The sequence below is a fragment of the Salinicola acroporae genome (genome assembly GCF_003206615.1).
GTDB classification, from domain to species: domain Bacteria; phylum Pseudomonadota; class Gammaproteobacteria; order Pseudomonadales; family Halomonadaceae; genus Salinicola; species Salinicola acroporae.
The window spans coordinates 80007-106334 of the sequence record NZ_PZJW01000006.1 but is presented as its reverse complement, the minus strand read 5'-3'; the positions used below and the strand labels follow the sequence as shown (position 1 = coordinate 106334).

Sequence of the window (26328 nt, the reverse complement as noted above, 5' to 3'; positions counted from 1 at the left end):
CAGCGATGGGAGCGCGGTCTCGCGAGTAGGCCTACAGGCCCAGCTCTTCGCGAACCTGCTGCCAGTTGTCGCGCGTCATCAGCGTGCCCGTGGTCTCGGTGTTGGCCGGTGGCTCCTTGTCCTCGGTGATCCAGGTATAGAGATTCTCGGCGCTCTGGCGACCGTGCATGGTCGAGCTGACGGCAATCGTGCCGTAGAAGCCGGTCGGCTTCTCGCGGGAGAACTCGGCGAAGGCCGCGCCGGAGCCGTTGATGCCGACGCCGATGACCTGGTCGGGAGACAACCCGTACTGCTCGCTGGCCCTGACGCCACCCAGCACGCTCTCCTCGTTGAGTGCGAAGATCACCCAGTGCTCGAAGCGGCCGTTCTTCGACAGCACCGGAGACGCCGCCGCGAAGGCACTGCTGGTGTCGGTGTTCTGTTGCGGCGCGTCGAAGATGTTGTCCTTGACGAAGCCGGCTTCCAGCAACGCGTCAGTGGCGCCGTCGGTGCGCTCCTTGGCGGTGGGCAGCTCGTTGTTGCTGATGCGCAGGGCTGCCACGCTTTGCGGATCCCAACCCCGCGCCTTCATCTCCTTGGCGATCGTCTCGCCGACCTGCTGGCCGATCTTGTAGCCCGACATTCCCAGGTGCGGGACGGAAGCCATGGGTTCGCCATCCGCGCCGAGGAACTGGTCGTCGACGGTCACGACCTTCATGCCGTACTGCTTGGCGCGATTGACGATCGCCGGCCCGAGTCGCACGTCCGGCGGGCAGATCACGAATCCCTGCGCGCCCTGGGAGTTCAGGTTGTCGATGGCACTGAGTACCTGCTGGCCATCCTCGCCGGCCAGCCGCACCACCTCGAAACCCTCCTCCTGGCCGAGCTTGGTCGCCGCATCCTGCTCGTTGATGAACCACGCCTGTTCGGGCTTCTTGACGATGAACCCGATCTTGACCTCGTCTTGGGCCAGGAGCGGCGCGGAGGCGACCCCCAGGCCGGTCACGCCGAGTACGAAGAGTGACGATTTTAGAAAGCGAATCATTGGCGGCCTCCAGCCCCTCGGGGGACATCGGGTTTGTTATTGGGCAACGTTTGCCACGACATGGCTGTCGTGACACTAAGCCGTTGTTCGATAACCGGCTAATAACGATCCAACGGCAAACCGATATATGATTTGCTATCAGCAAACCGGGAGGACAACAGGCAGGCGGGGCGAACCACAGCGGACGAACCCGCCGGGCCGACTAAAGTCGTTTTTCGACTTTGGTTAAAACAGGCGTTTCAGTCTGCCGGAGCCGCCATGGCGGCGGCTCTAGCGGGACCCATGGGAGAGTCGCGGCCGACTCTCCGGGCAGGACTCAATCCGTGGCGGGCCGGTTTTCCGATGCCGTCGTCGAAAAGCGATAGACGGTCTGCGAGTGATAGGTCTCGTCGGGCCTCAGGATCGTCGAGGGAAAGTTCGGCTGGTTGGGAGAGTCGGGGAAGTGCTGCGTCTCCAAAGCCAGGCCGGAGCGGTGGGTGTAGGGACGTCCACTCTTGCCGATGAGGCTTCCGTCGAGAAAATTGCCCGAGTAGAACTGGAGGCCCGGCTCGGTGGTGGCCACCTCGAGCACCCTGCCGCTGCGGGGTTCGATGACTCTAGCCGCCAGCGTCGGCGTGTCGTCCTGTCCGGGACTTTTGCTCAGCACGAAGTTGTGATCGTAACCCTTGGCATAGGCCAACTGGGTATTCTTCTGGCCCAGGCGGGCGCCGATGGCGGTCGGCTCGCGAAAATCGAACGGCGTTCCGCTGACATCGGCGATCTCGCCGGTCGGGATCAGGATTTCGTCGATCGGCGTATAGGCGCTGGCGTTGATCATCAGCTCATGGTCCAGGATGCTGGGGCTGCCTTCGCCCTTCAGGTTGAAATAGCTGTGCTGGGTCAGGTTGACCGACGTGGCGCGTGTCGTCCTGGCGCGATAATCGATGGCCAGCTCGTCGTCGTTGGTCAACGTGTAGCTGACTCGCGTCGAGAGCCGTCCGGGAAAGCCCTGCTCGCCATCCGCGCTGGTGTAGGTCAGCACCAAGCCTCGCCCTTCGGCGGAGGAGAAAGGCTCGGCGTGCCACAGCCGCTGATTGAACCCGACATCGCCGCCATGCAGCGTATTCGGTCCATCGTTGGTCGGCAGATGATAGGTCTCCCCGTCGAGCGTGAAGCGACCGTTGGCGATGCGGTTGCCGTAGCGCCCGATCAAGGCACCAAAGTAGGGGTTGGCCTGACGATAGGTGTCGGAGAGATAATCGCCGATCGAATCGAAGCCCAGCACGATGTCATCCATCCGCCCGGCCCGGTCGGGGGTCTTCAGCGACACGATGATGCCGCCGTAGTTGATGACCCGCATCTCGATGCCGTTGTCGTTGGTGATGCGGTAGCAGTCGACCTCGCGGCCATCCGGCAGTTGGCCGAACGAGGAGCGCTCGATTCCCGGCGGCATGGCCGAAGACGAGGTGGTCGACACCGTTTGTGCCTGGGCTTGCAGAAAGGCCGGGCCGATCATCATGCCCAACAGGCCGATGCCGAGACATCGGTGAACAGCAGAGAGATGGCGAGTCATAGCGAACTCCTGTCTTCCATTTGAGCTTCACGTCCCGAGGGTCGTTGCTGACGTTCCGGCCGGCTCCTTTCCGCCGACACGATCGTTTAAACCCTAGACCGGGCGCCCCGATCTGACTACGCGAGAACAGCGCAACATGCCTTATAAAAACGTCGAATCCATGCGCGGGATGGTGGCATGAAGTCTCACTCCAGCGAGTTGCTGCCACCGGACTGGTTCCTGCGCGTCAGGCTCAAGTTTCGTCATCTACAGCTGTTCGTCGCCCTCGACGACTGCCGCAACCTTCATCGTGCCGCCGAACGGCTGGGCATGAGTCAACCGGCAGCATCCAAGCTGCTAGGCGATCTCGAGCACCTGCTCGGCGTCTCGCTGTTCGACCGGCATTCACGGGGGGTGACGCCCAACTGGTACGGGGAGAGCCTGATTCGTCATGCCCGCGGCATGTTGACCTCGCTGGCGCAGGCCAGCGAGGAGATCAATGCGCTCAATGACGGCAACGCCGGGACGGTTTCCATCGGCACGGTTCTCGCGCCGGCCGTGACGCTGCTGGCCAGCGCGGTGGAACGCGTCCACCGCGACAGCCCGCACCTGGAGGTCAATATCGATGTCGACGTCAGCCGCAACCTGGTACCGCGGCTGCGCGATGGCAAATTCGACTTCGCCATCGCCCGGATCCCCAGCGGAATGCCGGCCGGCGATTTCGTGTTCGAGGAGATCGGGGAGGAAGCGCTGTGTTTCGTATGCCGGGCGGATCACCCGCTCACCGCCCGTGAGACCTTCGATCTGACGCCGATGCTGGACTACCCATGGGTGCTCCAGCCCCCGGGGGCGCTGATGCGCCAGCGCGTCGAGCACCTCTTCCTGCACCACAAGGTGGCTCCCCCCCAACGCATCATCAATACGCCGGACATCTACATGGCGCTCGCCATGGTCGACAAGTCGGATGCGGTCACCGTAACGACCCGAGAGGTCGCCGACCTGCTGTGCACCCAGCCCCGTTTTACGATCCTGCCGTCGACGGATGTTATCAGCGTCCAGCCGTTCGGCCTGATCAGCCTGCGCGAACGACGCATGTCACCCGGTGCCGCGAAGCTGATGAGCACGCTTCATCAGTTGATCCGCGAGCGCAGAGCCGCCGATGACGGGAGCCAGGCCCGGGCGCCAGCCCATTACCGGGATGTAACGCTCTGAGCGGGGGCCGAACTCGCCTCCGACTCCGTCAGCCGTCCTTGCCAGCGCAGCGCCACGCTCCGGGCCCGCGAAAGATCCCGGCAGTACGTCAGCGTGCCGGTTCTGCGGATGCCGGCGCGGCGTAGCTTGACGATGATGCGGGCGGGCAGGCCGACCAGAATGATGGCGACCTGCTGGCGCCTCATCGCCTCGACCAGGGCCTGAAATGCCACGATGGCGGTGCCATCCATGCTCGGGACGCCCCCCATGTCGATGATGACGATGCGCACCTTGGGATCGACGCGATGCAACGAGGTCAGCGCCTTTTCGGCAACCCCGAAGAACAGCGGGCCATCGATGTCGTAGACCGCGATCTCGGGCGGCAGGCCCAGGGTTGCGGGATGGTTCTCGACATCGACACGATCGGTATGCGTCAGCAGCGCCATTCGGCGAATGAACAGCGCCGCCGCCAGGCCGATACCGACCGCCACCGCCAGCACCATGTCGAAGAGGACGGTCAGCGCGAAACAGACGACCAGGATGGCGACGTCGCCGGGGGGAGACGAACGCAGCACCCGCAGGACGTGTCGGGCCTCGCTCATGTTCCAGGCGATGACGAACAGCAGCGCGGCCAGGGATGCCATCGGCACCAGTCCGAGCAGCCCCGCCAGTGCCATCACCGCGAGCAGGACCACGCCGGCGTGCACCAGCGCGGCAATCGGGGAGCGCGCACCGCTGCGGATGTTGGTGGCCGTTCTCGCGATGGCGGCCGTGGCCGTGATTCCGCCGAACAGCGGCGCCACGATATTGCCCATCCCCTGCCCGATCAGCTCGGCATTGGGGTCATGCTTGCTCCGGGTCAGCCCATCCGCCACCACCGCGCAGAGCAGCGACTCGATCGCGCCGAGCATGGCGATCGCGAGCGCCGGTCCGAGCAGCGAGCGGATCAGGTCGAAGCTCAGTTCGAGGGGTTCGCCATCGGCGCCCGGCAGCAGCCAGGGAAGCGCGAACGAAGGCGCGATGGGCGGAATCCCGCTTCCGCTTGCCCCGTTCGCTGACCAGCTGAAGCGTGAGGCGATGGTCTCGACGTCGGCGCCCGCCCAGCGATTGGCGCAATAAGCCACCAGCGCGCCGGCGACGAGACCGATCAACGGCGCGGGAACGGGGATCCTGGCGCGTGGCCACAACAGCATGACCGTGAGCGTGAAGATGCCAATCCCCGTCTCCAGCGGATCGAGGCTCGGCATCGACAGGGCGATCCTGGTCACGTTGTCGAGGAAATGTTCACCCAGCCCGGCGCCGGAGAGGCCCAGGAAGTCGGGAATCTGGAGTATCGCAATCACCACCGCGATGCCTGCCGTGAAGCCCAGCACCACCGGATAGGGGACGAATTCGATCAGCCGCCCCATGCGGAGCGCACCCAGCACCATCAGGATGATGCCCGCCATCATCGAGGCGATCAGCAGGCCGCCCAGGCCATGCTGCTGGACGATCGGGAACAGAATGGCGACGAAGGCGGCGGTGGGTCCGGATACGCTGAAACGGGCGCCCCCGGTCAGGGCAATGACGGCACCGGCGACGATCGCCGTGTAGAGCCCGTGCTGCGGAGCCACGCCGGTGGCGATCGCCAGCGCCATGGACAATGGCACGGCCACCGTGCCGACGGTGATTCCCGCCATCACATCCTTGCGAAGGTCGGCGATGCCGTAGCCTTCACGCCAGACCGCGCGCATGGCGGTGGCGATCCCGGGTGGGTCCAGCGCAAAACGACGACGAGCCATGATGAATCCTTGAGTCGAATACCCGCTACCGGGGCCCGGTATTGGTGTCAGAGGTGGGCGCTACGGGACGCCGGCCGCGCGGGCCGGCTCACCACTCCAGCGCCTGCTTGACGAAAGGAATGGTCAGCTTGCGCTTGGCAGACAGCGACGCGCGGTCGAGCCGCGAGAGAATCTCGAACAGCGGGTCGAGCTGGCGCGGCCCGCGATGGAGGATATACCGCCCCACTTCCGCCGGCAGTTCCATCCCGCGAACCCTGGCCCGGAGCTGGAGAGCGGCCAGCCGCTGGACGTCGTCCAGCGGCTGGACATGGAACACCATCCCCCAACTCAGGCGAGAAGCCAGGTCCGGCAGCTTGACCTCGAGTTGGCGCGGCGAGCGGTCGGCAGCGATCACCAGCCGCTTGCCGGCATCGCGCAAGCGATTGAAACCGTGGAACAGCGCCTCTTCCCAGCGCTTGCGCCCCACCACCAGTTGCAGGTCATCGATGGCCAGCAGATCGAGCCGTTCCGGCTCTTCGAGAATGTCGGGCGGGAAGTGTCCCAGCGTATCCAGTGGCAGATAGAGCGCGCGCTTGCCCTGGGCATCCGCCTGGTGGCAGGCCGCCTGCAGCAGGTGGCTGCAACCCACGCCCTCGCCGCCCCACAGGTAGAGGAACGACTCCCCACCCTCCTGCAGTTGTCCTGTCAGGTGCGACACCAGCGACGCATTGTCGCCAGGCAGGTAGTTGGCGAGCGTCGCATCATCGCGAAGACCGACCCCCAGCGGGAGTTGTGACGGCCCGACGCTCATGCGGATCCACTCCCCCAGCTTGGGCCCCGGGCGACGTGGACGTTTCTCGCCCGGCCACGAAGCGGCAACGGCCCGCCCATGGCGGCAACGACGATTCTACCGATCGCACCATCGCACGCCGGCGGGGAGACCGGCTCCGGCAGGGCAGACAGCCAGATCGCCGGCGCGCCCCCGATCACGCTCCAGATTTGCAGTGTTGTCATCGCGCTCTCGTCGCCCTTCGGCTGTTCCCTCAATGAAGCAATGCTACAATGCGCCCCGCCGAACATCATCCCCATTCAGAAAGGTCCTCCCATGACGCGCTCCTCTTCCGACACTCCGAACGCGCCCGGTTCGTCTGGCCGGCATTCCTTGACCTATCGTGACGCCGGCGTCGACATCGATGCCGGCAATGCGCTGGTCGAGAGAATCAAGGGCGTCGCCAAGCGCACCTCGCGTCCGGAAGTCATGGGTGGGCTCGGCGGCTTCGGCGCACTGTGTGAAATTCCCAGTGGCTACCGCCAGCCGGTACTGGTCTCCGGAACCGACGGCGTCGGCACCAAGCTGCGCCTCGCCATGGATCTGGGCCGACACGACACCATCGGTATCGATCTCGTCGCCATGTGCGTCAACGACCTGATCGTCGCCGGTGCCGAACCCCTGCAGTTCCTCGACTATTACGCCACCGGCAAGCTGGACGTCGATATCGCCGCCGACGTGGTCACCGGTATCGGCGAGGGCTGCAGCCAGGCCGGCTGCGCGCTCGTCGGCGGCGAGACCGCGGAGATGCCGGGCATGTACGAGGGCAGCGACTACGACCTGGCCGGCTTCTGCGTAGGCGTGGTCGAGAAATCCGAGATTCTCGACGGCAGCAAGGTCGGCGAAGGCGACGTGCTGCTGGGGCTGGCCTCGTCGGGACCGCACTCCAACGGCTACTCGCTGATCCGCAAGATCCTCGAGGTCGGTGGCGGCAAGCTCGACGAGACCCTCGACGGCAAGCCGCTGGCCGACCTGCTGATGGCGCCGACCCGCATCTACGTCAAGCCGCTGCTGTCATTGATTCGCTCCAGCGGCGTCGACGTGCACGCCCTCTCTCACATTACCGGCGGCGGCCTGCTCGAGAACGTGCCACGCGTGCTGCCGGACGATCTGGCGGCCCGGATCGACGTCACCCGCTGGCAGCGTCCGGCCATCTTCGACTGGCTGCAGCAGCAGGGCAACGTGGAAGAGCGTGAGATGTACCGGGTACTCAATTGCGGCATCGGCATGGTCATCGCGGTCGGCCGCGACCAGGTCGACCAGGCCATCGCCCATCTCGAGGCCAGCGGGGAAACGGTCTATCGGCTGGGCGATATCGTCGCCCGCGGTGACGGCGCCGAGGCCGTCCAACTGGAGAACCTGCCGGCATGAGCGGTGACTATCCTTCACAACAGCACGACACGTTGAACGACTTCGAGGCCGCCGCGGCCGAGAAGCCGCGGGTGGTGGTACTGATCTCCGGCAACGGCAGCAACCTGCAGGCGCTGCTGGACGCCCAGCAGCACGAGGAGCTCGGTGGCGGCGAAATCGTCGCCGTGGTCGCCAACAAGGCCGACGCCTACGGGCTCAAGCGAGCCAGGGATGCCGGGGTCGACGCGGTGGCCCTGCCCCACCGTGAGTATGACTCCCGCGAAGCCTTCGACGCCGCGCTGATCAAGGTGATCGACCGCCACGAACCGCACCTGGTGGTGCTGGCGGGTTTCATGCGTATTCTCACGCCGGCTTTCGTCGATCACTACCGTGGGCGCATGCTCAACATCCACCCCTCGCTGCTGCCGGCCTACCAGGGCCTGGACACGCACCGGCGCGCGCTGGCGGACGGCGTTTCGGAGCATGGCGTCAGCGTGCACTTCGTCACCGAAGAGCTAGATGGCGGGCCGGTAGTGATCCAGGCCGTGGTCAAGGTCGAGCCCGAGCAGGATCTCGACGCCCTGATCGAGAAGGTCCATGCCCGCGAGCACCTGATCTATCCCATCGCGGTACGCTGGTTCCTGGAAGGCCGAATCAAGCTGTCGGCCGACGGCAAGGTGACGCTGGACAACATGCCATTGCCGCCCACCGGTCTGCGCATGTCCCATGCCGATGCCGCCGAAGAGCTCGACGAAGACCTCGACGACTGAGCCCGCGCGCGCCGGATGCCGGCGCGTGCGAGCCATGCCGTTGCCACCGGCCTCTCTCCTAGGCTTGCCCTGACGCCAATCTTTGCCAGACTGATACCCTGCAGCGCCCGGCCCACTGCCGGGCGACTCTCATTTCCGTCAGCGCAGCTTTCAGCAACCAAGGAGGAGAAGCGATATGGATTATCGTCCGCTGGGCAATTCTGGTCTGATGGTATCGACGTTGACCCTGGGCACGGTGCCTTTCGGCGGTGCCAACGGTTTCGAGAAGGCAGCGAGCGTCGACGTCAAGGGTGCCAAGAAGCTGCTCGACATCGCCTTCGATGCCGGCGTCAACCTGATCGATACCGCCGATCTCTATTCGCTGGGCCTGGCCGAGGAGATCACTGGCAAGGCGCTTGGCAGCAAGCGTAACGACATCATCCTCGCCACCAAGGGCAGGAGTCCGCTGGGCGACGATCCCAACGCCAGCGGCGCCTCGCGCTACCACCTGATTCGCGCCGTCGAAGCCAGCCTCCAACGGCTGGGCACCGACCATATCGATCTCTATCAACTGCACAACTGGGATGGCGTCACCCCCATCGAGGAAACTCTGGAGGCGATGCACCATCTGGTCTCCAGCGGCAAGGTACGCTACTGGGGCACCTCCAACTATACCGGCTGGCAGATGATGAAGACCCTCGGCAAGGCCGAACTTCACGGCTTCAACAAGCCGATCAGCCAGCAGATCTACTACACCCCGGAATCTCGTGAAGCCGAGTACGAATTGATGCCGCTGGCGCTGGACCAGAACGTTGGTTCGCTGATCTGGGGGCCGCTGGGCGAAGGCTTTCTGACCGGGAAGGTCCGTCGCGGCCAGCCCACGCCGCCGGACACCCGCCAGGGCAACGGCTGGCCGGAGCCCTACATCCACGACATGGAGCGCGCCTACGATATTATCGAGGCGCTGGCCGCCATCGGCGAGGCCCACGACTGCTCGATCCCGCGCGCCTGCCTCGCCTGGCTCAAGGATCGCCCGGGCGTCACTTCATTGATCGTGGGCGCCCGCAGCGAGGAGCACCTTCGCGACAATCTCGCCGCCGCCGATCTCGAGCTGAGCCAGGAGGAGCACCAGCGCCTCGAACGGCTGACCCGCCCAGCACCGCTTTACCCCTACTGGCATCGGGTGGTCTCCGGCATGGATCGCCTCGATCCGGCCGAAAAGCCGTTCCTGGATGGCTTCGGTGAGACCATCAAGAACCGCACCGATGACCGCTCGGCCTCATGATAATCAACTAACTACCGAAGAACGTCAGCGAGGCAGGCAAGACAAGGAGAAAACGGCCGAAAAAGCGCAGTTTACGAGTTTGTAAATGAGCATTTTAAGGCCGTTTTTGACGCAGTATTGTCAACGCAGGTAGTTCTTTCAGGTGCGCGGTAGCGTTACGCCGCGCTGCCCCATGTACTTACCGCCACGATCCTTGTAGGAAACGTCACAGATCTCGTCGGACTCCAGAAACAGCATCTGCGCCACGCCTTCGTTGGCGTAGATACGGGCCGGCAGATTGGTGGTATTGGAAAACTCCAGGGTGACATGCCCTTCCCACTCCGGCTCCAGCGGCGTCACGTTGACGATGATGCCGCAACGCGCGTAGGTGGACTTGCCCAGGCAGATCGTTAGCACGCTGCGTGGAATACGGAAATACTCCACCGTACGCGCCAGGGCAAACGAGTTGGGGGGGATCACGCAGGCATCGCCCTTGATATCGACGAAACTCTTCTCGTCAAACGCCTTGGGATCGACAATCGCCGAGTGGATATTGGTGAACACCTTGAACTCGTCGGCGCAGCGCACGTCGTAGCCGTAGCTGGAAGTGCCGTAGGAGATCACGCGCTGGTTGTTCACGTGGCGGACCTGATCGGCTTCGAACGGCTCGATCATGCCCTCCTGCTCCGCCATACGGCGAATCCACTTGTCGGATTTAATGCTCATGCAGGCGTCCTTGAGACAGGGGCAGACGTCGTCACGACGTCATGAAATCATCGGGGAAACTTCTCGGTGGGCGACATGATAGCGGCCCGCTTCCGTGAAGGAAACGACGCGTCCGAAAACAGCATTCAGGCTGGCCGGCCGCGAAAAATGGCGGCAAGACGCGTCTCCGCGGCGCGCGCCAACCCCGTCCGAACGAGGCTGGCGACGGCTCGTGCGCTGGCCGGGATCAGTCGCTGAACGAGATCGAGGGCCCACCGGTATCCTGCCCGGCGACACCGCTGACGACCGCGCGCGCCATGGCACGAAACGTGGCGGCGACCTCACCATCCGGCTCGGCCACCACGCTGGGCTTGCCACCATCGGCCTGCTCGCGGATCGACAGCTGCAGTGGAAGCTGGCCCAGCAACTGGGTGTCGTACTGCTCGGCAATGCGCTCGCCCCCACCGGCACCGAAGATCGGCTCGCTGTGGCCGCAGTTCGAACAGGTGTGCAGGCTCATGTTCTCGACCACGCCCAGCACCGGCACATTGACCTTGCGAAACATCTCGATGCCCTTGCGGGCGTCGAGCAGCGCGATGTCCTGCGGCGTGGTGACGATCACCGCGCCGTCCACCGGCACCTTCTGCGCCAGCGTCAACTGGATGTCGCCGGTGCCCGGCGGCATGTCGATGAACAGAAAATCGAGATCGTCCCACAGCGTCTGGTTGAGCAACTGCTGGAAGGCACCGGAAACCATCGGCCCCCGCCACACCATGGGCTGATTGATGTCGACCATGAACGCCATCGACATCGCCTGGATGCCGTGCGCCATCACCGGCTTCATGCTCTTCTCGTCGATCACTTCGGGCCGGGTATTCTCCGGCAGGCCCAGCATTCGGGCCTGGCTGGGACCGTAGATATCGGCGTCGAGAAGGCCCACGCGGTAGCCCTCCGCCGCCATGGCCAGCGCCAGATTGGCGGTGACGGTCGACTTGCCGACCCCGCCCTTGCCGGAAGCGACGGCCACGATATGCTTGATGCCCTCGATCACGAATCTCTCCTTGCAACGGTCACACCATGATTTGGCGCCCAGTATAACGAGACGTGGGGCCGATACCCTAGCGGCGCGGTCGGAATTGCTGGCGCGCCACGCCAGCAGTACCGGCGGGCAGGTGGTAGAGTAACCCGAGACCCGCCCGCGCTCGGGCGCCCCGTGACAGCCTGGAGACACAGGGATGTGCCCCACGACGCTCGCTGGCCAATCCGCGGCTCACGCCACCGCGACCTCTTCCGCCGTAATGCCCTCGCCCGCCACTCCCTGGTGGCGAGCCCCGTTCGCGGCGCCAATGGCCGACGGCCGGATCGACGCCATCGACCTGGCCCGTGGTTTCGCCGTCGTGCTGATGATCCTGAGCCACGGCATCAAGGGGCTGCTGCCATTCGATCAGTTCCCCGACTGGGGCATCGTGCCGATTCATCTGGTCACCAAGTTTTCCTCCTCGCTGTTCGTGATCGTGTTCGGTATCGCCCTGGCCGTGGTCTTCCTGCCCCGCGTGGGAGAGCCGGACTGGCCACGCCGACGCTGGGGCCTGATCAAGCGGGGCGTGGTCGTCTGGATCTGGTACAAGATCCTCACGATCGTCGAGATGAGCCACCTCTATCCGACGGCGGATATCCTCGACGCGCTTCGGTACCAGCGCTTTCCGAGCTTCGTCGAGATACTCGGTTTCTACGCCATCGCCCTGCTCTGGATGCCGTGGTTCCTCTCCGCATGGAAGCGATTTCCCGGCTGGCTCCGACTGGCCAGCCCGATCCTGCTGGCCGGATTCGGCCTCTGGCTCGCTCGCGAGTTCGATTTCTGGGAGCTGCCGCAGCTACAGGCGCTGGTCGTCGAGCACCAGGACTACTACGTCTGGGGGCAGCTGACCCGCGGCCCTCTGGTACTGCTGGGCCTGCTGATCGGGGAGTGGATGCTCTACGGCTTCGCCAGCCCCGCTGTTCGACGGGTCCTGATCGCCTCGCTCGTCGTCGCCTCTACAACGCTGTTCGCGCTGTTCTTCTGGCTCGCGCTGCCCACCCTCGACGACACCCTTGCGGCCCTGGCCCGTAACGTTGGAAAGCACCCGCCGGCCCTCGACTTCATGCTGTTCAGCGTCGGTGGGGCTCTGGCGCTGCTGGCAATCGCCGTGGTCGGCGGAAAGACGCTGGCGACATGGCTCAGGCCGGTGACCCTGATCGGCAGCGATGCCCTGCAGGCGTTCATCTTCCATATCAGCGTGATCTTCCTGCTGTTCCGCATCGCGCTCGGCTACTGGCACAACATCGACTACTCGACGGCTCTCGGCCTGACGCTGGCCCTGATCGTCGCCACGGCCGGATGGATCCGACTGGTCCACTGGCTGACATCGAGACGGGGCGCTTCATGATCCCTCATCGCCGACGACGGGTACTGATCGGGTGCCTCAGCGTCCTGATCTGGGCGCCACCGACCTTGGCCGACGCCTGGCAGGCTCGGATCGAGAAGCAGCTGGCGGTGATCGATCAGCGCTATCACGACCGCACGGGCACCGGGGAGATAGGCGTTCACGTTCGTCGACTCGATGACGGAGAACGAGTCGGATGGCGCGACGCGGAGCGCTGGTATTGGGCCTCGCTGGTCAAGGTACCGGTGGCGGTGGAGCTGCTCAACCGGATCTCAAGGGACGGTGCCGATCTCGATGACACCATGACACTCCACGCCAGCGACTACGTCGACGGCGCGGGCGCCACCAACTGGGCCGCTCCCGGCACCAGGATCTCCCTGCGGACCCTGCTCGAGCGAATGCTGATCGACAGCGACAACACCGCGACCGACATGTTGATGAGACGGGTGGGACTAGAAGCGGTCAATCGCCGGGCGAGATCGTTGATGGACGAAGGAATCGGCCCGATTACCACTCTGATCGACGTGAGGCGGCATCTCTACGGCGTCTTCACGCCCAGGGCACAATCGCTGACCGGCAGGCAACTGATCGACCTGCGACAGGCCGACTTCGGCGAACCGCGCCTGACCCGGCTCGCCCAGTTGACCGATAGCCGACGGGAGCAATTTCCAGCGCTCGATCTCGCCGCGGCCTACCAGCGCTATTACGCGACAGGGCTCAACTCGGGTAGGCTGGATCGATACGCGGACATGCTGGAGAGGATCGGCAAGGGCGAGGCGCTGCCCGCCGCAGCCACCGCCACCCTGCTATCGATCATGCAGCGCGCCGACACGGGCCATCGGCGCCTATCCGCCGGGTTTCAGCGGCAGTGGCCCTTTGCCCAGAAAACCGGAACCCAGTATGCACGCTTCTGCGATGCCGGCATCCTCGCCCCCGGGACACCGGGTGCGGTTGTCGTCGTCAGTTGCCTGCGCGGCGCGCCCTCGCGGCGGGAGGCCGACCGCACCTTCCAGGCCATCGGTCGCGCGGTCGAATCCAGCGGCGTGCTGGCGCGCGAGGACTCCGCGGAAGACCAGTGAATTTCCGTCACCCCCGCTTCAGTTCCTCCTGCACCGCCAGCTTGGTGCGAATGAAGTCACTGTGGGTCACATAGAGCAGATCGGCCAGGCGGCGAATCCGGTGCTCCTCCAGGGCCGCCAGCTCATGGTCGGCGTAGGCCAGACGCCACATCGCGGCAATCAGCGCGACACGCTGATCGTAGTCGTAGCGCTCGTTGAGCAGCGAGACGTACTGAAAGTGGTCCACGGCCTCATCGACCTGCCGCTGCGCCTGCTCGACCAGTTCGTCGACGGCGACCTCGTCCAGCGAAAACTGCGTCATCAGCATCCGACGCAACATGGCCAGCTCTTCGGGATCGGTTTCGTAGTCGGCGCGAAGAATCTCGCTCAACAGCGCGGCGACCGCCAGTTGCGTCGTGATCACGTCTCGGCTGTCGGACTGCGGCGTGGCGAGAACGCGTTGAAAGAACTGCTGAACGGTATCGAGCATTGGTCAATCCCCCTGCGATGAACGGCGAACAATCGGGTAACGTTTTGACACCGATTGCCCCAAAGGTTCTTCCGGACGGGTCGCGCCGACGAAAAAACCCGCAGCCAGGGCTGCGGGTCCGATACGTTGTCAGCACTCTCGCGACGGGCCGGAAGGCGAGCTCGTCACGTCCCGTGGGCGGCGAGAAACTCCTCGGTCAGCTTGAGTTCGCTGTTGGAGTTGACGCCGATCCCGCGGGTGGTCACGTTCCTGGCGATCTGCTGCGCTTCATCGAGGGAGTGCATCTCCGCCGTGCCACACTGATAGATGTTGAGTTCGGGAATCGACTTCTGGTCCCTCAGCGCCAGCACGTCTTCCATCGCGGCGTTCCAGGCCGCGCCCACGGTGGCTTCGTCGACCTGTCCGATCAGGCTCATGTAGAACCCGGTACGGCAGCCCATCGGCGAGATGTCGATGATCTCGACGCCGTCGCCATTGAGATGCTGGCGCATGAAACCCGCGAAGAGATGCTCGAGGGTGTGAATGCCCCGCTCGGACAGAATCTCTTCGTTGGGAATGCAGAAGCGCAGGTCGTAGACGGTGATGTTGTCACCGCCCGGCGTCTTCATCTGTTTGGCGACCCGCACCGCCGGTGCATTCATCTTGGTGTGGTCGACCATGAAGCTGTCGAGTAATGGCATACCTTGCCTCCTTGTTGACGTGTCCGGACAGGTACCTACTTTAGCACGCTAACCGGCGCTGTCATGCGCCGGCGCCTCGCGCTCACCCGTCCAGTTCGGGGTAATGACGGAATATGCCGCCCTGGTTGAAATCGAGCCGTCGATCCGAGGTGAGATAGGCGGAGAGCGTCGGTCGTTGACTGACACGATCGACCAGTGCGGTCACTGCCGGTATTTCCGGTTCCAGTCTCTCCATCGCCCGCGGAAACGCATAACGCAGCCCCGTCACCACCTGGAACAGCGACAAATCGACATAGCTGTGCGCCGTTCCCACCAGGTAGGCTTCGTTACCGGCGTTGACGGCCAGCACACGTTCGAAATAGTAGAGGAACTTGGGTAGCCGCTCCTGCACGAAGACCCTGGCACGTCGTTTCGCCTCGTCCTGCTGATCCTCGTAGTAGAGCGAGCTGCCAATCGGGTGATGGGTATCGTGGATCTCGGCGACGAAATCCGTCAGCGTCAACTGCAGTCCGTTGGCCCAGACACGGGCGGACTCATCCTCCGGCACCAGCCCCAACCGGGGGCCAAGAAACTGCAGAATGTTGGCGACGTGGGAAATGACGAGTCCGCCGGCCTTCAACACCGGCGGCGCGAAATGCGGCTGCCCCAGGTCGCTACCGTGGATGAATTCACTGACGGCACCCGCGCCCCCACCCTTGTCGGAAGACCGCTTGCCGACATCGATATAATCCGCGCCGGCATCCTCCAGCGCCAGGCGGACGAATTCACCACGCCCGGGAATGCCCGGCCAGTAGTAGAGCTCGTAGGTCATCCGTTTCCCTCCCCTCTTCGGCACCGTTCGCGTGCGTGCCGGCTGTTGGGTACATGGCGACGCGATCGTCGGCAGACAACCCCAGGCGAGCGTGATCCACCGATCGAGCACGCCCCTCAGCATAGGCCAAAAAAAGCTCGAACCCGTTAGGGTTCGAGCCTCTTGTACCGTGCCGCTGGCGACGACCCGCGAGCAGCCGACCGAAGGCCGAAGACTCAGTGGCTCAGCGACACGCCACCGCCTGGCGCAGCGTGCTCTTCACCCACAGACGCTGACCGTCCGGCGTTTTGCCCTGATCGTTCCATTGTTGGGTGGTCTGGACACAGAACGAGCCGAGATCCTCGACGGCTGGGGCAGCGGCGTCGGGGCGCTCGCCACCGATTCGCAGGACATCGGTATTGTTCGACTGGTAATTGGGCGCAAAGGTGTTGGAGGCGCAACCGGCCATCGCCACGACCAAACCGGACGCCATCAGAATACGGCGAAATGCCATCGTGAATGATTCCTCGAGGGGCACCCGGCACCGCGCACCCACGTGCCCGGTTGCCTGGCGCAGCACCGGCACGATTGCCGGCAGCGCGTATTTAGCACCGCGGCCGAAGGCTGTCAATTGGCATCTGGCGTCAACGGCCTCCGGCGGGGGCAGGGCATCGAGGACGTTCAGAAAAGCCCCAGTTGGCGACCGGTGAGCTTTTCGAAATCCTCGCCCACGAACGGCAGGATGCCGTCGGCGACCGGTTGCAACTGACGACTGACGTAGTGTTCATAGTCGATCGTCGAACGCCGATTCTCCAGCGGCTCCGGGCCGGCGACCGTGATCACGTAGCGTATCCAGCCGCCATTCTGGTACTGGAGCGGGCGCGCCATCTGGCGATTGAATGCGTCGGCCAGGCGTGCCGCGCGCACGTGGGGCGGAACATTGCGCTGGTAGTCGTCCAGCTTGCGCCTGAGTCGCTTGCGATACACCAGTTGATCGTCGTTCTCCCCGGCCAGGGTCAGACGCACGATCTCGCGCACGTACTCACGGTAGGGTTCACCAGCGAAAATCCGCCGGTAGAGTTCGCGCTGGAATGTCCTTGCCAGCGGCGACCAGTCGGCGCGCACCGACTCCAGCCCCTTGAACACCAGCCGTTCGCTGCCGTCCGCCTCGCGGACCAGGCCGGCATAGCGTTTCTTGCTGCCCTCCTCGGCACCGCGAATGGTCGGCATCAAGAAGCGGCTGAAGTGCGTCTCGAACTGAAGTTCCAGGGCGCTGTCGAGCTGGAACGCCTCTTGCAGATGGCGCTGCCACCAGCTGTTGACCTTGGCCACCAGCCGACTGCCGATCGTGTTCGCGGCGTCGGCCTCGTGCGCCCCGCCCAACCACACGAACGTCGAATCGGTATCACCGTAGATAACGGTATAACCCTCATCTTCGATCAACTCCCGGGTACGGCGCATGATCTGGTGGCCGCGCATGGTGATCGAGGAGGCCAGTCGCGGGTCGAAGAAGCGGCAGCCCCGCGAGCCGAGCACGCCATAGAAGGCGTTCATGATGATCTTCAACGCCTGGGCCAGCGGCGCGTTGCCCTCGCGCTTGGCCGCCTCGCGCCCCTCCCACACTTGCGCCACGATCGCCGGCAGCGCATGCCGGGTGCGTGAGAAACAAGCTCCCAGGAAACCGGGCACGGCCTTATCGGGCGTGGGATCGGCTAGCCCCTCGACCAGCCCCACCGGGTCGATCAGAAAAGAGCGGATGATCGAGGGATAGAGGCTCTTGAAATCGAGCACCAGCACCGAGTCGTAGAGTCCCGGGCGCGAATCCATCACATAGCCACCCGGGCTGTCGTCGCCATCGCGACTGCCCAGCGTCGGGGCAACGAAGCCGAGCCGGTGCATGCGCGGCAGATAGAGATGCGAAAACGCCGCGACGGAACCACCGCTGCGATCGGCGGAGAGCCCGGTGACGCTGGCCCGCTCGAGCAGGAAGTCGATGATCCGGGTATGCGCGAAGATCCGCGTCACCAGCTCGCAATCCTTGAGGTTGTAGCGGGCGAGCGCTGGCTTGTCCCCAGCGAACATTCGATTGATGTCGGCCATGCGCTGGTAGGGATTATCGATCGCCTTGCCCTCGCCCAGCAGGGTCTGGGCGACGTTTTCGAGGCTGAAGGAGGGAAAGCTCCAGGTCGCCGAGCGTAGCGCTTCGATACCGTCGATCGCCAGCCGCCCCGGAATGGTGACGAAATAGTGGTTGGGCTGGTGGCCATGGGCCCGCCACTCGACCGGCGCTCCGCCTCGCCCCAGCCGCAAGACGACATTCAGGCGGTCGGCGTGACGCTGCAACTGGCGCAGGTCGAACTGAATCACGCTCCAGCCGATGATCGCATCCGGGTCGAAGCGCGCGAACCAGGCGTTCAGCGCGTGCAGCAGGTCGGCGCGGGAGTCGCAGTAGACCAGCTCGAAGTCGCGCTCGCGATCCGCCTCGCTGCCCGCCCCTGCCGGCGGGCCCAGCATGTAGACGATGCGCTGGCCGCAGCCGTGCAGGCCAATCGAGTAGAGCTCGCCGCGCTCGCTGGTCTCGATATCCAGCGAGCAAAGCGCCAACTGCGGCCGATAGTCCGGCGCCGGCCTCAGTTGGGCATCGATCAGGGAACCGTCGGCCGCCTGGGTCGCCACCACCTCGACCGGTGCGGTGATGAAGCGCTCCATCAGATAGCGGTCCGGTGGCCGGATATCGGCCTCGAACAGCTCGACACCGACGTCGGCGAGACGTCGTTCCAGGTTCATCAGCTGACGATGCTGCCGACAATAGAGGCCGAGCACCGGACGGTGATCGAAGTCCTTCAGATCGAGCTCACGCAGTTCGACATCGCGCTCCTGGCGAATCGAGCGTTCGGCCCTCTCGCGCTGATCGGCCGGGACGAAAGCCACCGATGTCTGTGGCGGCAGGCGCACCCATTTCGGCCCGTCATCGGTGGCCAGCCAAAGCGATACCTCGGTACCGGTCGGCGTATCCTGCCAATGCCGGGTCAGGATGAAGCCCCGTTGGGTCACGCTGTTCGATTGCACGTCGATCGATATCCGTCCCATTCCGTTCGAAGAGCACTCAGAAGGAGAGCACCCACGGCAACGCGAACCCGAGATAGACCGGTATCAGCAAGGGCGCAGCCAGTGTGGTGATCAGCACGGCGATGGCGCCCTTCTCGGGACGAATCTCCAGTTCCATGGCGATGACCACGACATTGGCGGCCATGGGGACGGCGCCGATGAGCAGAAAGGCCAGCGCCAGCGAGTCCGAGATTCCCACGCTCATCCGCAGCAGCAGCACCATCAATAGCGTCGCCAGCGGCCAGACGACAAAGCGCACCCCCACGCAGCCGGCAACGAAACGCAGGTCTAACTCCCGCCACGTCACGCGTCCCAGCGTCATGCCGATGATCATCATTCCCAGCACCGTGAAGCAATACTTGAAGTAGTCGAGCCCATCCGCAACGACATCCGGCACCTGCCAGCCCAGCGCGCTGACCAGCATGCCGGCGGCGAAGGCGTAGATCAGCGGCAGCCTTGCCAACCGGGCGAGGCTCTCTTTCACCGAGAAACGTCCCCGGGCGCTGACATAGAAGCCCACCGTGAACTCGTAGAGGGAAACGCCCAGCATGCAGAAGAGATAGAGCGTCACCCCCTCCGGCGGCAGCAGCACCAGCGCGATCGGGAAACCGAAGTAGCCCGTGTTGCCGGTACCAGCGGAAAAGGCCAGCAGTGCCCGCTCCTGTTCGGCAAAGAAGCGGCTGGCCACCCTGTTGACCATGATACAAAGGCAAGTCGCCAGCAACAGCACGCTGGCCGTCAGGACCAGCTTGTCGGCGCTGGGCTGCCCCTGGGTCAGGCCATGGAAGAAGGTCAGTGGTGAAATGATGTAGACGAGCAGCGTCGCTATCGGCCGCGGATCGACCCTCAACCGTCGCGCCGCCAGCCAGCCCAGCGCCACGAAGAAGAGCAGCATCCAGAGTGACTGGGAAAGATCGATTTCGGCCATCCGGGATTCCTTGAGCGACAGTCGGCGGTAACGGTTTGGCCGCTAACTGTAACACTGGAAGGTACCGTCGGTCGGCCCGGAGCGAAGGGGTCGAATGCCCGCCATGCCAGCCATCAGGGGCTGAGCGCTAGACGCTCGTCGACCAGCTTTCCCGCCACGAATCGCAGAAGGTAGCGCGCGCCATACCTGGGGCCATATACCCAGCGCTCGACGGTTACCGCGCCTTCGATGACATGGCCGCCGCGCCGCTGCGGCAGTTCGATCACACGCGATGCCGGTGCCCCGCACTTCCGCAGAACCTGTTCGGGGGTATCGCCGTTGGCGGTCAGCCCATCCTGGCATCGCATCGCGATCACCGGATTCGCGACACTCAGCAACAGGATCACCAAGCCGATCGACGTCGCCTGGCGGCCACCCCGCATACCTGCACGACAACCCGAGCGCGCCACGGTCATTGGCCATGCGACTCAGTGGTGAAACCTGGCAGGCGCTTCTGTGTCGAGGCCACGATGCAGAACAGCAGAAACACCTGGAACGGCAGCCGCCAGAATAGCAGCCACTCCGGGACCTGAGGGAACAGCTCGGGGTGCAGCCACATGTAGACGTTGGCCGGCGTCACGCAGATCGTCAGCGCCACCAGCCCCCAGCCAGCCAACGCACGAAAGCGTGGCAGCAAGATGCCCACGGCCCCCAAAAGCTCGAAGAATCCGCTGATCAGCACCGCCGCTTCGGGCCAGGGCAGACCCGGAGGAATGATTGACGCAAAGGCGTCCAGCATCACGAAATGACCGATTCCACCGATGGCGAACCAGATGAAGACGAGAGAGAGCCCGGCAATACGCCAGCCAGGATGATCGAGAGCGATGGGAATCACCTCCATGAAAGGGTGGAGAGTCAGAGCGAAAGACGGCCCATTACCAGCAGCATAGAACAGAAGCGCCCCCTCCCGCCCCGAAGGCAGCCACCGGCATGCAACCTTGGCAATGCCCATCTCCACGCGCGCACCAGACGCAAAGCCCCAGCCATCGATGCTACAATCGGCGACCAAGTTTTCAGCCTATCCATCCCGTGGCGTCGATGCCATCGGTACGCCGCGGGTTTCGTTACGGGAATGTTCCAGTCGCCATGTCGAACAACGCCTCGCTTTCGCGCCAGATCCTCGTCACCAGCGCGCTGCCGTATGCCAACGGCTCGATCCACCTAGGCCACCTGCTGGAGTACATCCAGACCGATATCTGGGTGCGCTTCCAGAAGAGCCGCGGCCACGAGTGCCACTATGTCTGCGCCGACGACGCCCACGGCACCGCGATCATGCTGCGTGCCGAGCAGGAAGGGATCACCTCCGAGCAGTTGATTGCCAAGGTCAGCGAGGAGCATCAGGCGGACTTCGCTCGATTCGGCGTGGCCTTCGACAACTACCACTCGACCCATTCCGAGGAAAACCGCCTCCACAGCGAGCGCATCTACACCGCACTGCGCGATGCCGGCCATATCAGTACCCGCGACATCGAGCAGATGTACGATCCGGTCAAGGGGCTGTTCCTGGCCGATCGTTTCATCAAGGGCACCTGCCCGAAATGCGGTAGCGAGGACCAATACGGCGACAACTGCGAAGTCTGCGGCAGTACCTACACGCCGGCGGAGCTGATCAATCCGGTGTCGGCGATCAGCGGTGCGACGCCGGAAGTGCGCACCTCGACCCACTACTTCTTCAAGCTGCCCAATTTCGAAGACTTCCTGAAGCAGTGGACGCGCTCCGGCCGGGTCCAGCCCCAGATCGCCAACAAGCTGCAGGAGTGGTTCGAGGCTGGGCTCAACGAGTGGGACATCTCCCGCGACGCGCCCTACTTCGGCTTCGAGATTCCCGACGCGCCGGGCAAGTATTTCTACGTCTGGCTGGACGCGCCGATCGGTTACCTGGCGAGCTTCCAGAATCTCTGCGATCGCGAAGGTCTCGATTTCGACAGCTACTGGAAGGCGGACTCCAACGCCGAGGTCTATCATTTCATCGGCAAGGATATCGTCTATTTCCACGCCCTGTTCTGGCCGGCGATGCTCGAAGGCGCCGGCCTGCGCACGCCGACAGGAGTCAACTGCCACGGTTTCGTGACCGTTAACGGGGCCAAGATGTCGAAATCCCGCGGCACCTTCATCAAGGCCCAGACCTACGCCGAGCACCTCAATCCGGAATACCTGCGCTACTACTTCGCCGCCAAACTGACCTCCCGGGTCGACGATCTCGACCTCAACCTCGAGGATTTCGCGGCGCGGGTAAACTCGGACCTGGTCGGCAAGGTGGTCAACATCGCCAGCCGCTGTGCCGGCTTCATCAACAAGCTGGGCGACGGCCAGCTCTCGGCGACGTGCGCGGCGCCGGAACTCGTCGCCAGGTTCATCGCTGCCGGTGACGAGATCGCCGCCGATTTTGAAGCGCGTGAATTCGGCCGCGCCATGCGCAAGGTGATGGAGCTTGCCGACGAGGCCAACACCTATATCGCCGACAAGGCGCCCTGGGTACTGGCCAAGGAGGGCGGCCGCGAGCAGGAGGTGATCGATATCTGCTCGGTGGGCATCAACCTGTTCCGCACGCTGATGGTCTATCTGCAGCCGGTGGTACCGGCAATGGCCGAGCAGGCTCGCGTCTTCCTGCAGGTCGACAGCCTGCACTGGGAGAGTCGCCAACAAGTGCTCGGAAGTCACGCCATCGGGAAGTTCAAGCCGCTGATGACCCGGGTCGAGAGCGACAAGATCGATTCGATGATCGAGTCTTCCAAGGAAGTGCTCGAGGAGGAGAAGAAACTGACTGGAAAAGCCCCCGCCGATGCCGAGTCAGACGACGCACCCGCCATCGAACCAATCGCCGACGAGATCGCGTTCGACGATTTCATCAAGGTCGACATGCGGATCGCGAAGATCGAGAAAGCCGAGTACGTCGAAGGCTCCAACAAGCTGCTCAAGCTGACCCTGGATCTCGGTGGCGAGACCCGCACCGTGTTCTCCGGTATTCGCAAGGCCTACGCGCCGGAAGCGCTCGAAGGCCGGCTGACGGTGATGGTCGCCAACCTGGCGCCACGCAAGATGCGCTTCGGCGTCTCCGAAGGCATGGTGATGGCCGCCGGCGATGAAGACGGCATCTTTCTGCTGTCGCCGGATAGCGGCGCCAAACCGGGTCAGCGTGTGACCTGAAGACCGGGCCCCGGCCAGCGTGACACCTTGCCCACGAGCGCGCGACCCCGGTCGCGCGCTTTGCGTTGATCACGGACGAGCCGTCTGCTGCTGCGAGATGGCCAAGATTGGGAGCGGCCACTTCGAGCGTTTATAATGGCCGGCTTCGAGCGCCCCGCGCCGCCCATCCGAGGCGGTGAGCAGGCCATGTGTGCCAATGGAGAGTCATCGCTTGTCTCACCCCGCCACGATCACCGTCGAGCTTATCGATGCCGAACTGCCGCAGACCCAATGTGGCAAATGCGGCTATGACGGCTGTCGTCCCTATGCCGAGGCGATCGTGGAGGGAGAGGCCGTCAATCGCTGCCCGCCCGGCGGGGAAGCGACACGGGATCGACTGGCCGCGCTCACCGGCCGGCCGCCTCTCGAGTTGATCGAGCAGCCCCAGCCCCCGCTGCTGGCCGTGATTCGAGAAGCCGAGTGTATCGGCTGCACCAAGTGCATCCAGGCCTGCCCCGTCGATGCGATTCTCGGTGCCGCCAGGCAGATGCATACGGTGATCGAATCGGAATGCACCGGCTGCGAGCTGTGCGTGGCGCCCTGCCCCGTCGACTGTATCGACCTCGTCGGGCATCCTCGCTGGGTGGAGGCGAACAGTGATGTCGAACGGCAGCGGTATCTCGACTGGCGCGCCCGTAACGGGCGCCAACGATTCGAGGCCCGCAACCAGCGCCTGACCCTCAAGGCCGAACGGAAACGTCGCAGGCGCGAGCAGCGCCGCGCCGCTGCAGCACGGCAGGTGACCGCCCCCCCCACGGCATCACATGAACGGCCTGCCGATATCGACGTAACCGCTCTGAAGGCGCAGGTAGCGACCCTGACCGCACGTCGAAAACGCCTGCAGCGTCAGTTGGCTAACGCCGAAGAGGCGCTGCGCCCCGCGCTTCTCGAGCGCCTGGCGGGGTTCGAGGAACAGCTCGGCACCTTGACACGACAACTCGAAGCCGCGCCATCACCGAATCGGCACGCCGCACGCGATCACCGTCACATCGCCCTGGCGGCAGCGGAGCAGGCGATGCGCAAGGCGCGACAGGAGTTGGAGCATTACCGACGTCAGGGCGACCAGGCCGGCATCGCGGAGGCCCAGGACAAGATACGCGAGGCGGAACGGCTGATCTCCCTGGCCAGCCGATCGCCCGCCAACCAGCCTGCCAGTGACGCGGGCGACCATCATGGAACGAGCTCATGAATGCCACCAAGCGAGAGCAGATCTTTGCTCGCCTCAAGGCGCACAACCCCGAGCCGACCACCGAGTTGAACTGGTCGACGCCGTTCGAGCTGCTGGCAGCGGTACTGTTGTCGGCCCAGGCGACGGACGTGGGCGTGAACAAGGCCACGGCGAGGCTGTTCCCGGTGGCCAACACGCCGCAGGCAATCATCGATCTCGGACTCGACGGGCTGAAGGCCCATATCAAGACCATCGGCCTCTACAACACCAAGGCCGAGAACCTGATGAAGACCTGCCACATCCTGGTCGAGCGCTACGCAGGAGAGATCCCGCGCACCCGCGCCGAGCTGGAAGCGCTGCCCGGCGTGGGGCGCAAGACCGCCAACGTGATTCTGAACACGGCATTCGGCGAACTGACGATGGCGGTCGACACGCATATCTTTCGCGTCGCCAACCGCACCCGCATCGCCAAGGGCAAGAACGTGCTCGAAGTTGAGCAGAAGCTGCTGCGCCATGTCCCCAAGGCTTATCTCAAGGACGCCCACCACTGGCTGATCCTGCACGGCCGCTACACCTGTCTGGCGCGCAAGCCGCGCTGCGGCAGCTGCGTGATCGAGGATCTGTGCGAGTACCCCGACAAGGTCGAGATCGGCTGAAACCGACGACGGCGGTCAGGGGCTCGATTCCGGCTCTTGGGCGTTATCCACGCTTTCCTGCTCCTGTGTCGGCACCGTGCCCTCGCCCATGGACTCGGGCGCAGTGGGCGCGGCCTCCGGCAAGCTGCTGCCATCGCCGTTCGCGGCACTATCCGGGGCATGGGCAGAGGATGCCTCCGTTTCCGGTGTCGTGACGCTCATCTCGGTCGCGCCGTCACGGCTGTAGACGATCTTGCGTGTGCCGCCATCGCAACTGCCGACCACCTCGGCGCCGGCGAAGGCTTCACCCTCCTTCACCACACCGTCGTCGACCTGGGCGTTGTCGACGATCTCGAGCAGGAAGTGACGGGCACCATTGTCGCGGATGGTCTGATCGATCTGTGCCTTGAGCCTCTCGCAGGCCAGGCGCGTCTCGGGTTGCTGGTCGAACGGCGACTCACCCTGCTGCGCCTGGGCCCAGGCAAATGACGATGCCAGGCAGGCACTGCTCAACCCTGCCAAGACGGCGAACTTCCAGGTAAAAACACGCATAGACACTCCTCACCCATGGCAATGCACGAACGGCGGACAGGACCGTCGATTCGCGCGAAAAGTACCGAGCCGATCCTCCCGCCCCACCCAACAGGGAACCGAAGGGTCTCACAATCGAAACTCGCCGCCTCTCTCGACCGCTCGCTGATAGGCCGGGCGTTCGCGCATGTTCTTCAGCACTTTTTTGATATTAGGACGTTCGGAGAGATCGGCACGACTTTCGGCCGCCAGCAACGGAAAGCTCATCTGAATGTCGGCCGCGCTAAATTCGTCCCCTGCGAACCACGGGTGCTGACGCAGCTCACTCTCCCAGTAATCGAGATGCATCTCGAGTTGGGGATCGAGGAACTTCTGGCGGACCCCGTTGGCCAGCAGCCTGCCGATGGGCCGAATGACCGCGGGCACGGGGGGCTTGCCCAGTTTCGAGAAAACCAGCTTCATCACCAGCAGCGGCATCGCCGAGCCTTCGGCGTAATGTAGCCAGTAGGTGTAACGCAGCCGCTCCGGCGTATCGGCCTCCGGCACCAGCGCGTCACCGTCATAGCGGGAGACGAGATATTCGATGATCGCGCCGGATTCGGCGACGGTATAGGCGTCATCGGTGATGATCGGTGACTTGCCGAGCGGATGGATCCGCTTCAGCTCCGCGGGCGCCAGCATGGTCTTGGGATCGCGTCGATAGGTTCGAACCTCGTACTCGACACCCAGCTCTTCCAGCAGCCACAGGATACGCTGCGACCGGGAATTTTCGAGATGGTGAACAGTGATCATGTCAACGCTTCCTTGCCGGTTTCTTCGACTCCCCCGGCCGCCAAGGTTTTCAGCGGCCTCCGGGAACGCTCTTAACCATAGGAAGTTATCGTTGAAG

Annotated in this window: 26 protein-coding genes; 9 read left to right on the top strand and 17 right to left on the bottom strand. The window is 64.2% G+C overall.

Annotated elements, in window-relative coordinates; all coding sequences use genetic code 11:
* Nucleotides 1-31: 31 nt before the first annotated feature.
* Both DOM54_RS09855 and DOM54_RS09850 read right to left on the bottom strand, forming a co-directional pair.
* Nucleotides 32-1024, bottom strand: a complete 993-nt coding sequence (locus DOM54_RS09855) for an arabinose ABC transporter substrate-binding protein (protein ID WP_110599225.1) — start codon at nt 1022-1024, stop codon at nt 32-34.
* Between the two features lie 316 nt (nt 1025-1340).
* Nucleotides 1341-2576, bottom strand: a complete 1236-nt coding sequence (locus DOM54_RS09850; protein WP_110716170.1) for an aldose epimerase family protein — start codon at nt 2574-2576, stop codon at nt 1341-1343.
* A gap of 177 nt (nt 2577-2753) precedes the next feature.
* Between DOM54_RS09850 and DOM54_RS09845 the strand changes: the two genes are divergently transcribed.
* Nucleotides 2754-3767 (top strand): LysR family transcriptional regulator, encoded by a 1014-nt coding sequence (locus DOM54_RS09845; RefSeq protein ID WP_110716169.1) that lies wholly within the window; start codon nt 2754-2756, stop codon nt 3765-3767.
* Here DOM54_RS09845 and dauA read toward each other — a convergent pair.
* From dauA to DOM54_RS20020, 3 genes are all read right to left on the bottom strand, one after another.
* Entirely contained in the window at nt 3746-5527 is a 1782-nt protein-coding gene (gene dauA, locus DOM54_RS09840; RefSeq protein ID WP_110716168.1) for a C4-dicarboxylic acid transporter DauA, read from the bottom strand. The genes DOM54_RS09845 and dauA overlap by 22 nt on opposite strands.
* Before the next feature lie 88 nt (nt 5528-5615).
* Nucleotides 5616-6317 carry a DnaA regulatory inactivator Hda gene (hda, locus tag DOM54_RS09835; RefSeq protein ID WP_110599217.1) on the bottom strand — a complete coding sequence of 234 codons (702 nt, stop codon included), beginning with the start codon at nt 6315-6317 and terminating at the stop codon, nt 5616-5618.
* On the bottom strand, nt 6314-6520 hold the full coding sequence (locus DOM54_RS20020; protein ID WP_162619824.1) for a hypothetical protein: 207 nt from the start codon (nt 6518-6520) through the stop codon (nt 6314-6316). Before DOM54_RS20020 ends, hda begins: the two co-directional genes overlap by 4 nt.
* 91 nt (nt 6521-6611) lie before the next feature.
* Between DOM54_RS20020 and purM the strand changes: the two genes are divergently transcribed.
* The 3 genes from purM to DOM54_RS09820 all read left to right on the top strand — a co-directional run bounded on the left by purM (nt 6612) and on the right by DOM54_RS09820 (nt 9719).
* Nucleotides 6612-7706: a phosphoribosylformylglycinamidine cyclo-ligase gene (purM, locus tag DOM54_RS09830; RefSeq protein WP_110716641.1), complete on the top strand. Its 1095-nt coding sequence runs from the start codon at nt 6612-6614 to the stop codon at nt 7704-7706.
* Nucleotides 7703-8455 (top strand): phosphoribosylglycinamide formyltransferase, encoded by a 753-nt coding sequence (gene purN, locus DOM54_RS09825; protein WP_110716167.1) that lies wholly within the window; start codon nt 7703-7705, stop codon nt 8453-8455. The genes purM and purN overlap by 4 nt, the downstream gene beginning before the upstream one ends.
* A 175-nt stretch (nt 8456-8630) precedes the next feature.
* On the top strand, nt 8631-9719 hold the full coding sequence (locus tag DOM54_RS09820; RefSeq protein WP_110716166.1) for an aldo/keto reductase: 1089 nt from the start codon (nt 8631-8633) through the stop codon (nt 9717-9719).
* A gap of 138 nt (nt 9720-9857) precedes the next feature.
* Here DOM54_RS09820 and dcd read toward each other — a convergent pair whose 3' ends face one another.
* Both dcd and apbC read right to left on the bottom strand, forming a co-directional pair.
* A complete protein-coding gene (gene dcd / locus DOM54_RS09815; RefSeq protein WP_110599211.1) occupies nt 9858-10424 on the bottom strand; it encodes a dCTP deaminase in 567 nt (188 codons plus the stop codon).
* A gap of 226 nt (nt 10425-10650) precedes the next feature.
* On the bottom strand, nt 10651-11454 hold the full coding sequence (apbC, locus tag DOM54_RS09810) for an iron-sulfur cluster carrier protein ApbC (protein ID WP_232822251.1): 804 nt from the start codon (nt 11452-11454) through the stop codon (nt 10651-10653).
* Between the two features lie 184 nt (nt 11455-11638).
* On the opposite strand from apbC, the gene DOM54_RS09805 reads away from it, so the two are divergent.
* Both DOM54_RS09805 and DOM54_RS09800 read left to right on the top strand, forming a co-directional pair.
* Complete coding sequence (locus DOM54_RS09805; protein ID WP_240613847.1) at nt 11639-12829, top strand: heparan-alpha-glucosaminide N-acetyltransferase domain-containing protein; 1191 nt, start codon at nt 11639-11641, stop codon at nt 12827-12829.
* Nucleotides 12826-13905: a serine hydrolase gene (locus DOM54_RS09800; protein ID WP_162619823.1), complete on the top strand. Its 1080-nt coding sequence runs from the start codon at nt 12826-12828 to the stop codon at nt 13903-13905. The genes DOM54_RS09805 and DOM54_RS09800 overlap by 4 nt, the downstream gene beginning before the upstream one ends.
* Nucleotides 13906-13912: 7 nt before the next feature.
* Here DOM54_RS09800 and DOM54_RS09795 read toward each other — a convergent pair whose 3' ends face one another.
* The 8 genes from DOM54_RS09795 to DOM54_RS09760 form a co-directional block, all read right to left on the bottom strand.
* Nucleotides 13913-14374, bottom strand: coding sequence for a tellurite resistance TerB family protein (locus DOM54_RS09795; RefSeq protein WP_110708718.1), 462 nt, complete (start codon nt 14372-14374; stop codon nt 13913-13915).
* Nucleotides 14375-14538: 164 nt separating this feature from the next.
* Nucleotides 14539-15054: an S-ribosylhomocysteine lyase gene (luxS, locus tag DOM54_RS09790; RefSeq protein ID WP_110716164.1), complete on the bottom strand. Its 516-nt coding sequence runs from the start codon at nt 15052-15054 to the stop codon at nt 14539-14541.
* A gap of 82 nt (nt 15055-15136) precedes the next feature.
* Nucleotides 15137-15865 carry a glutathione S-transferase gene (locus tag DOM54_RS09785; protein ID WP_110716163.1) on the bottom strand — a complete coding sequence of 243 codons (729 nt, stop codon included), beginning with the start codon at nt 15863-15865 and terminating at the stop codon, nt 15137-15139.
* 223 nt (nt 15866-16088) lie between these two features.
* Nucleotides 16089-16358 (bottom strand): hypothetical protein, encoded by a 270-nt coding sequence (locus tag DOM54_RS09780; RefSeq protein ID WP_110716162.1) that lies wholly within the window; start codon nt 16356-16358, stop codon nt 16089-16091.
* Between the two features lie 167 nt (nt 16359-16525).
* The gene (locus tag DOM54_RS09775) at nt 16526-18913 is read right to left on the bottom strand and encodes a DNA polymerase II (protein WP_240613846.1); all 2388 of its coding nucleotides are present in this window, start codon (nt 18911-18913) and stop codon (nt 16526-16528) included.
* A gap of 37 nt (nt 18914-18950) precedes the next feature.
* Entirely contained in the window at nt 18951-19880 is a 930-nt protein-coding gene (locus DOM54_RS09770) for an AEC family transporter (RefSeq protein WP_110716160.1), read from the bottom strand.
* A 113-nt stretch (nt 19881-19993) separates the two neighbouring features.
* Nucleotides 19994-20335: a DUF2845 domain-containing protein gene (locus tag DOM54_RS09765; protein ID WP_110716159.1), complete on the bottom strand. Its 342-nt coding sequence runs from the start codon at nt 20333-20335 to the stop codon at nt 19994-19996.
* Nucleotides 20332-20754 (bottom strand): DoxX family protein, encoded by a 423-nt coding sequence (locus DOM54_RS09760; protein ID WP_240613845.1) that lies wholly within the window; start codon nt 20752-20754, stop codon nt 20332-20334. Before DOM54_RS09760 ends, DOM54_RS09765 begins: the two co-directional genes overlap by 4 nt.
* Nucleotides 20755-21005: 251 nt before the next feature.
* Here DOM54_RS09760 and metG point away from each other — a divergent pair, with 251 nt between their 5' ends.
* From metG to nth, 3 genes are all read left to right on the top strand, one after another.
* A complete protein-coding gene (gene metG / locus DOM54_RS09755; protein WP_110716158.1) occupies nt 21006-23066 on the top strand; it encodes a methionine--tRNA ligase in 2061 nt (686 codons plus the stop codon).
* A 211-nt stretch (nt 23067-23277) separates the two neighbouring features.
* Entirely contained in the window at nt 23278-24294 is a 1017-nt protein-coding gene (locus tag DOM54_RS09750; protein ID WP_110716157.1) for an RnfABCDGE type electron transport complex subunit B, read from the top strand.
* Nucleotides 24291-24929, top strand: coding sequence for an endonuclease III (gene nth / locus DOM54_RS09745; RefSeq protein WP_110716156.1), 639 nt, complete (start codon nt 24291-24293; stop codon nt 24927-24929). Before DOM54_RS09750 ends, nth begins: the two co-directional genes overlap by 4 nt.
* Nucleotides 24930-24944: 15 nt before the next feature.
* Here nth and DOM54_RS09740 read toward each other — a convergent pair whose 3' ends face one another.
* Together DOM54_RS09740 and DOM54_RS09735 are read right to left on the bottom strand one after the other, a co-directional pair.
* A complete protein-coding gene (locus DOM54_RS09740; protein WP_110716155.1) occupies nt 24945-25460 on the bottom strand; it encodes a DUF1161 domain-containing protein in 516 nt (171 codons plus the stop codon).
* Between the two features lie 108 nt (nt 25461-25568).
* Nucleotides 25569-26231 carry a glutathione S-transferase family protein gene (locus tag DOM54_RS09735; protein WP_110716154.1) on the bottom strand — a complete coding sequence of 221 codons (663 nt, stop codon included), beginning with the start codon at nt 26229-26231 and terminating at the stop codon, nt 25569-25571.
* Between the last annotated feature and the right edge of the window lie 97 nt (nt 26232-26328).

What these genes read in the sequence shown, in the direction of transcription:
- metG (WP_110716158.1), top strand. Translation starts at nt 21,006, where the DNA reads ATGTCGAACAACGCCTCGCTTTCGCGCCAGATCCTCGTCACCAGCGCG.
- DOM54_RS09850 (WP_110716170.1), bottom strand. Translation starts at nt 2,576, where the DNA reads ATGACTCGCCATCTCTCTGCTGTTCACCGATGTCTCGGCATCGGCCTG.
- DOM54_RS09805 (WP_240613847.1), top strand. Translation starts at nt 11,639, where the DNA reads ATGTGCCCCACGACGCTCGCTGGCCAATCCGCGGCTCACGCCACCGCG.
- DOM54_RS09800 (WP_162619823.1), top strand. Translation starts at nt 12,826, where the DNA reads ATGATCCCTCATCGCCGACGACGGGTACTGATCGGGTGCCTCAGCGTC.
- DOM54_RS09855 (WP_110599225.1), bottom strand. Translation starts at nt 1,024, where the DNA reads ATGATTCGCTTTCTAAAATCGTCACTCTTCGTACTCGGCGTGACCGGC.
- purM (WP_110716641.1), top strand. Translation starts at nt 6,612, where the DNA reads ATGACGCGCTCCTCTTCCGACACTCCGAACGCGCCCGGTTCGTCTGGC.
- purN (WP_110716167.1), top strand. Translation starts at nt 7,703, where the DNA reads ATGAGCGGTGACTATCCTTCACAACAGCACGACACGTTGAACGACTTC.
- DOM54_RS09770 (WP_110716160.1), bottom strand. Translation starts at nt 19,880, where the DNA reads ATGGCCGAAATCGATCTTTCCCAGTCACTCTGGATGCTGCTCTTCTTC.
- DOM54_RS09785 (WP_110716163.1), bottom strand. Translation starts at nt 15,865, where the DNA reads ATGACCTACGAGCTCTACTACTGGCCGGGCATTCCCGGGCGTGGTGAA.
- DOM54_RS09735 (WP_110716154.1), bottom strand. Translation starts at nt 26,231, where the DNA reads ATGATCACTGTTCACCATCTCGAAAATTCCCGGTCGCAGCGTATCCTG.
- luxS (WP_110716164.1), bottom strand. Translation starts at nt 15,054, where the DNA reads ATGCCATTACTCGACAGCTTCATGGTCGACCACACCAAGATGAATGCA.
- hda (WP_110599217.1), bottom strand. Translation starts at nt 6,317, where the DNA reads ATGAGCGTCGGGCCGTCACAACTCCCGCTGGGGGTCGGTCTTCGCGAT.
- DOM54_RS09820 (WP_110716166.1), top strand. Translation starts at nt 8,631, where the DNA reads ATGGATTATCGTCCGCTGGGCAATTCTGGTCTGATGGTATCGACGTTG.
- dcd (WP_110599211.1), bottom strand. Translation starts at nt 10,424, where the DNA reads ATGAGCATTAAATCCGACAAGTGGATTCGCCGTATGGCGGAGCAGGAG.
- DOM54_RS09795 (WP_110708718.1), bottom strand. Translation starts at nt 14,374, where the DNA reads ATGCTCGATACCGTTCAGCAGTTCTTTCAACGCGTTCTCGCCACGCCG.
- nth (WP_110716156.1), top strand. Translation starts at nt 24,291, where the DNA reads ATGAATGCCACCAAGCGAGAGCAGATCTTTGCTCGCCTCAAGGCGCAC.
- DOM54_RS09765 (WP_110716159.1), bottom strand. Translation starts at nt 20,335, where the DNA reads ATGACCGTGGCGCGCTCGGGTTGTCGTGCAGGTATGCGGGGTGGCCGC.
- DOM54_RS09780 (WP_110716162.1), bottom strand. Translation starts at nt 16,358, where the DNA reads ATGGCATTTCGCCGTATTCTGATGGCGTCCGGTTTGGTCGTGGCGATG.
- DOM54_RS09845 (WP_110716169.1), top strand. Translation starts at nt 2,754, where the DNA reads ATGAAGTCTCACTCCAGCGAGTTGCTGCCACCGGACTGGTTCCTGCGC.
- dauA (WP_110716168.1), bottom strand. Translation starts at nt 5,527, where the DNA reads ATGGCTCGTCGTCGTTTTGCGCTGGACCCACCCGGGATCGCCACCGCC.
- DOM54_RS09740 (WP_110716155.1), bottom strand. Translation starts at nt 25,460, where the DNA reads ATGCGTGTTTTTACCTGGAAGTTCGCCGTCTTGGCAGGGTTGAGCAGT.
- DOM54_RS20020 (WP_162619824.1), bottom strand. Translation starts at nt 6,520, where the DNA reads ATGACAACACTGCAAATCTGGAGCGTGATCGGGGGCGCGCCGGCGATC.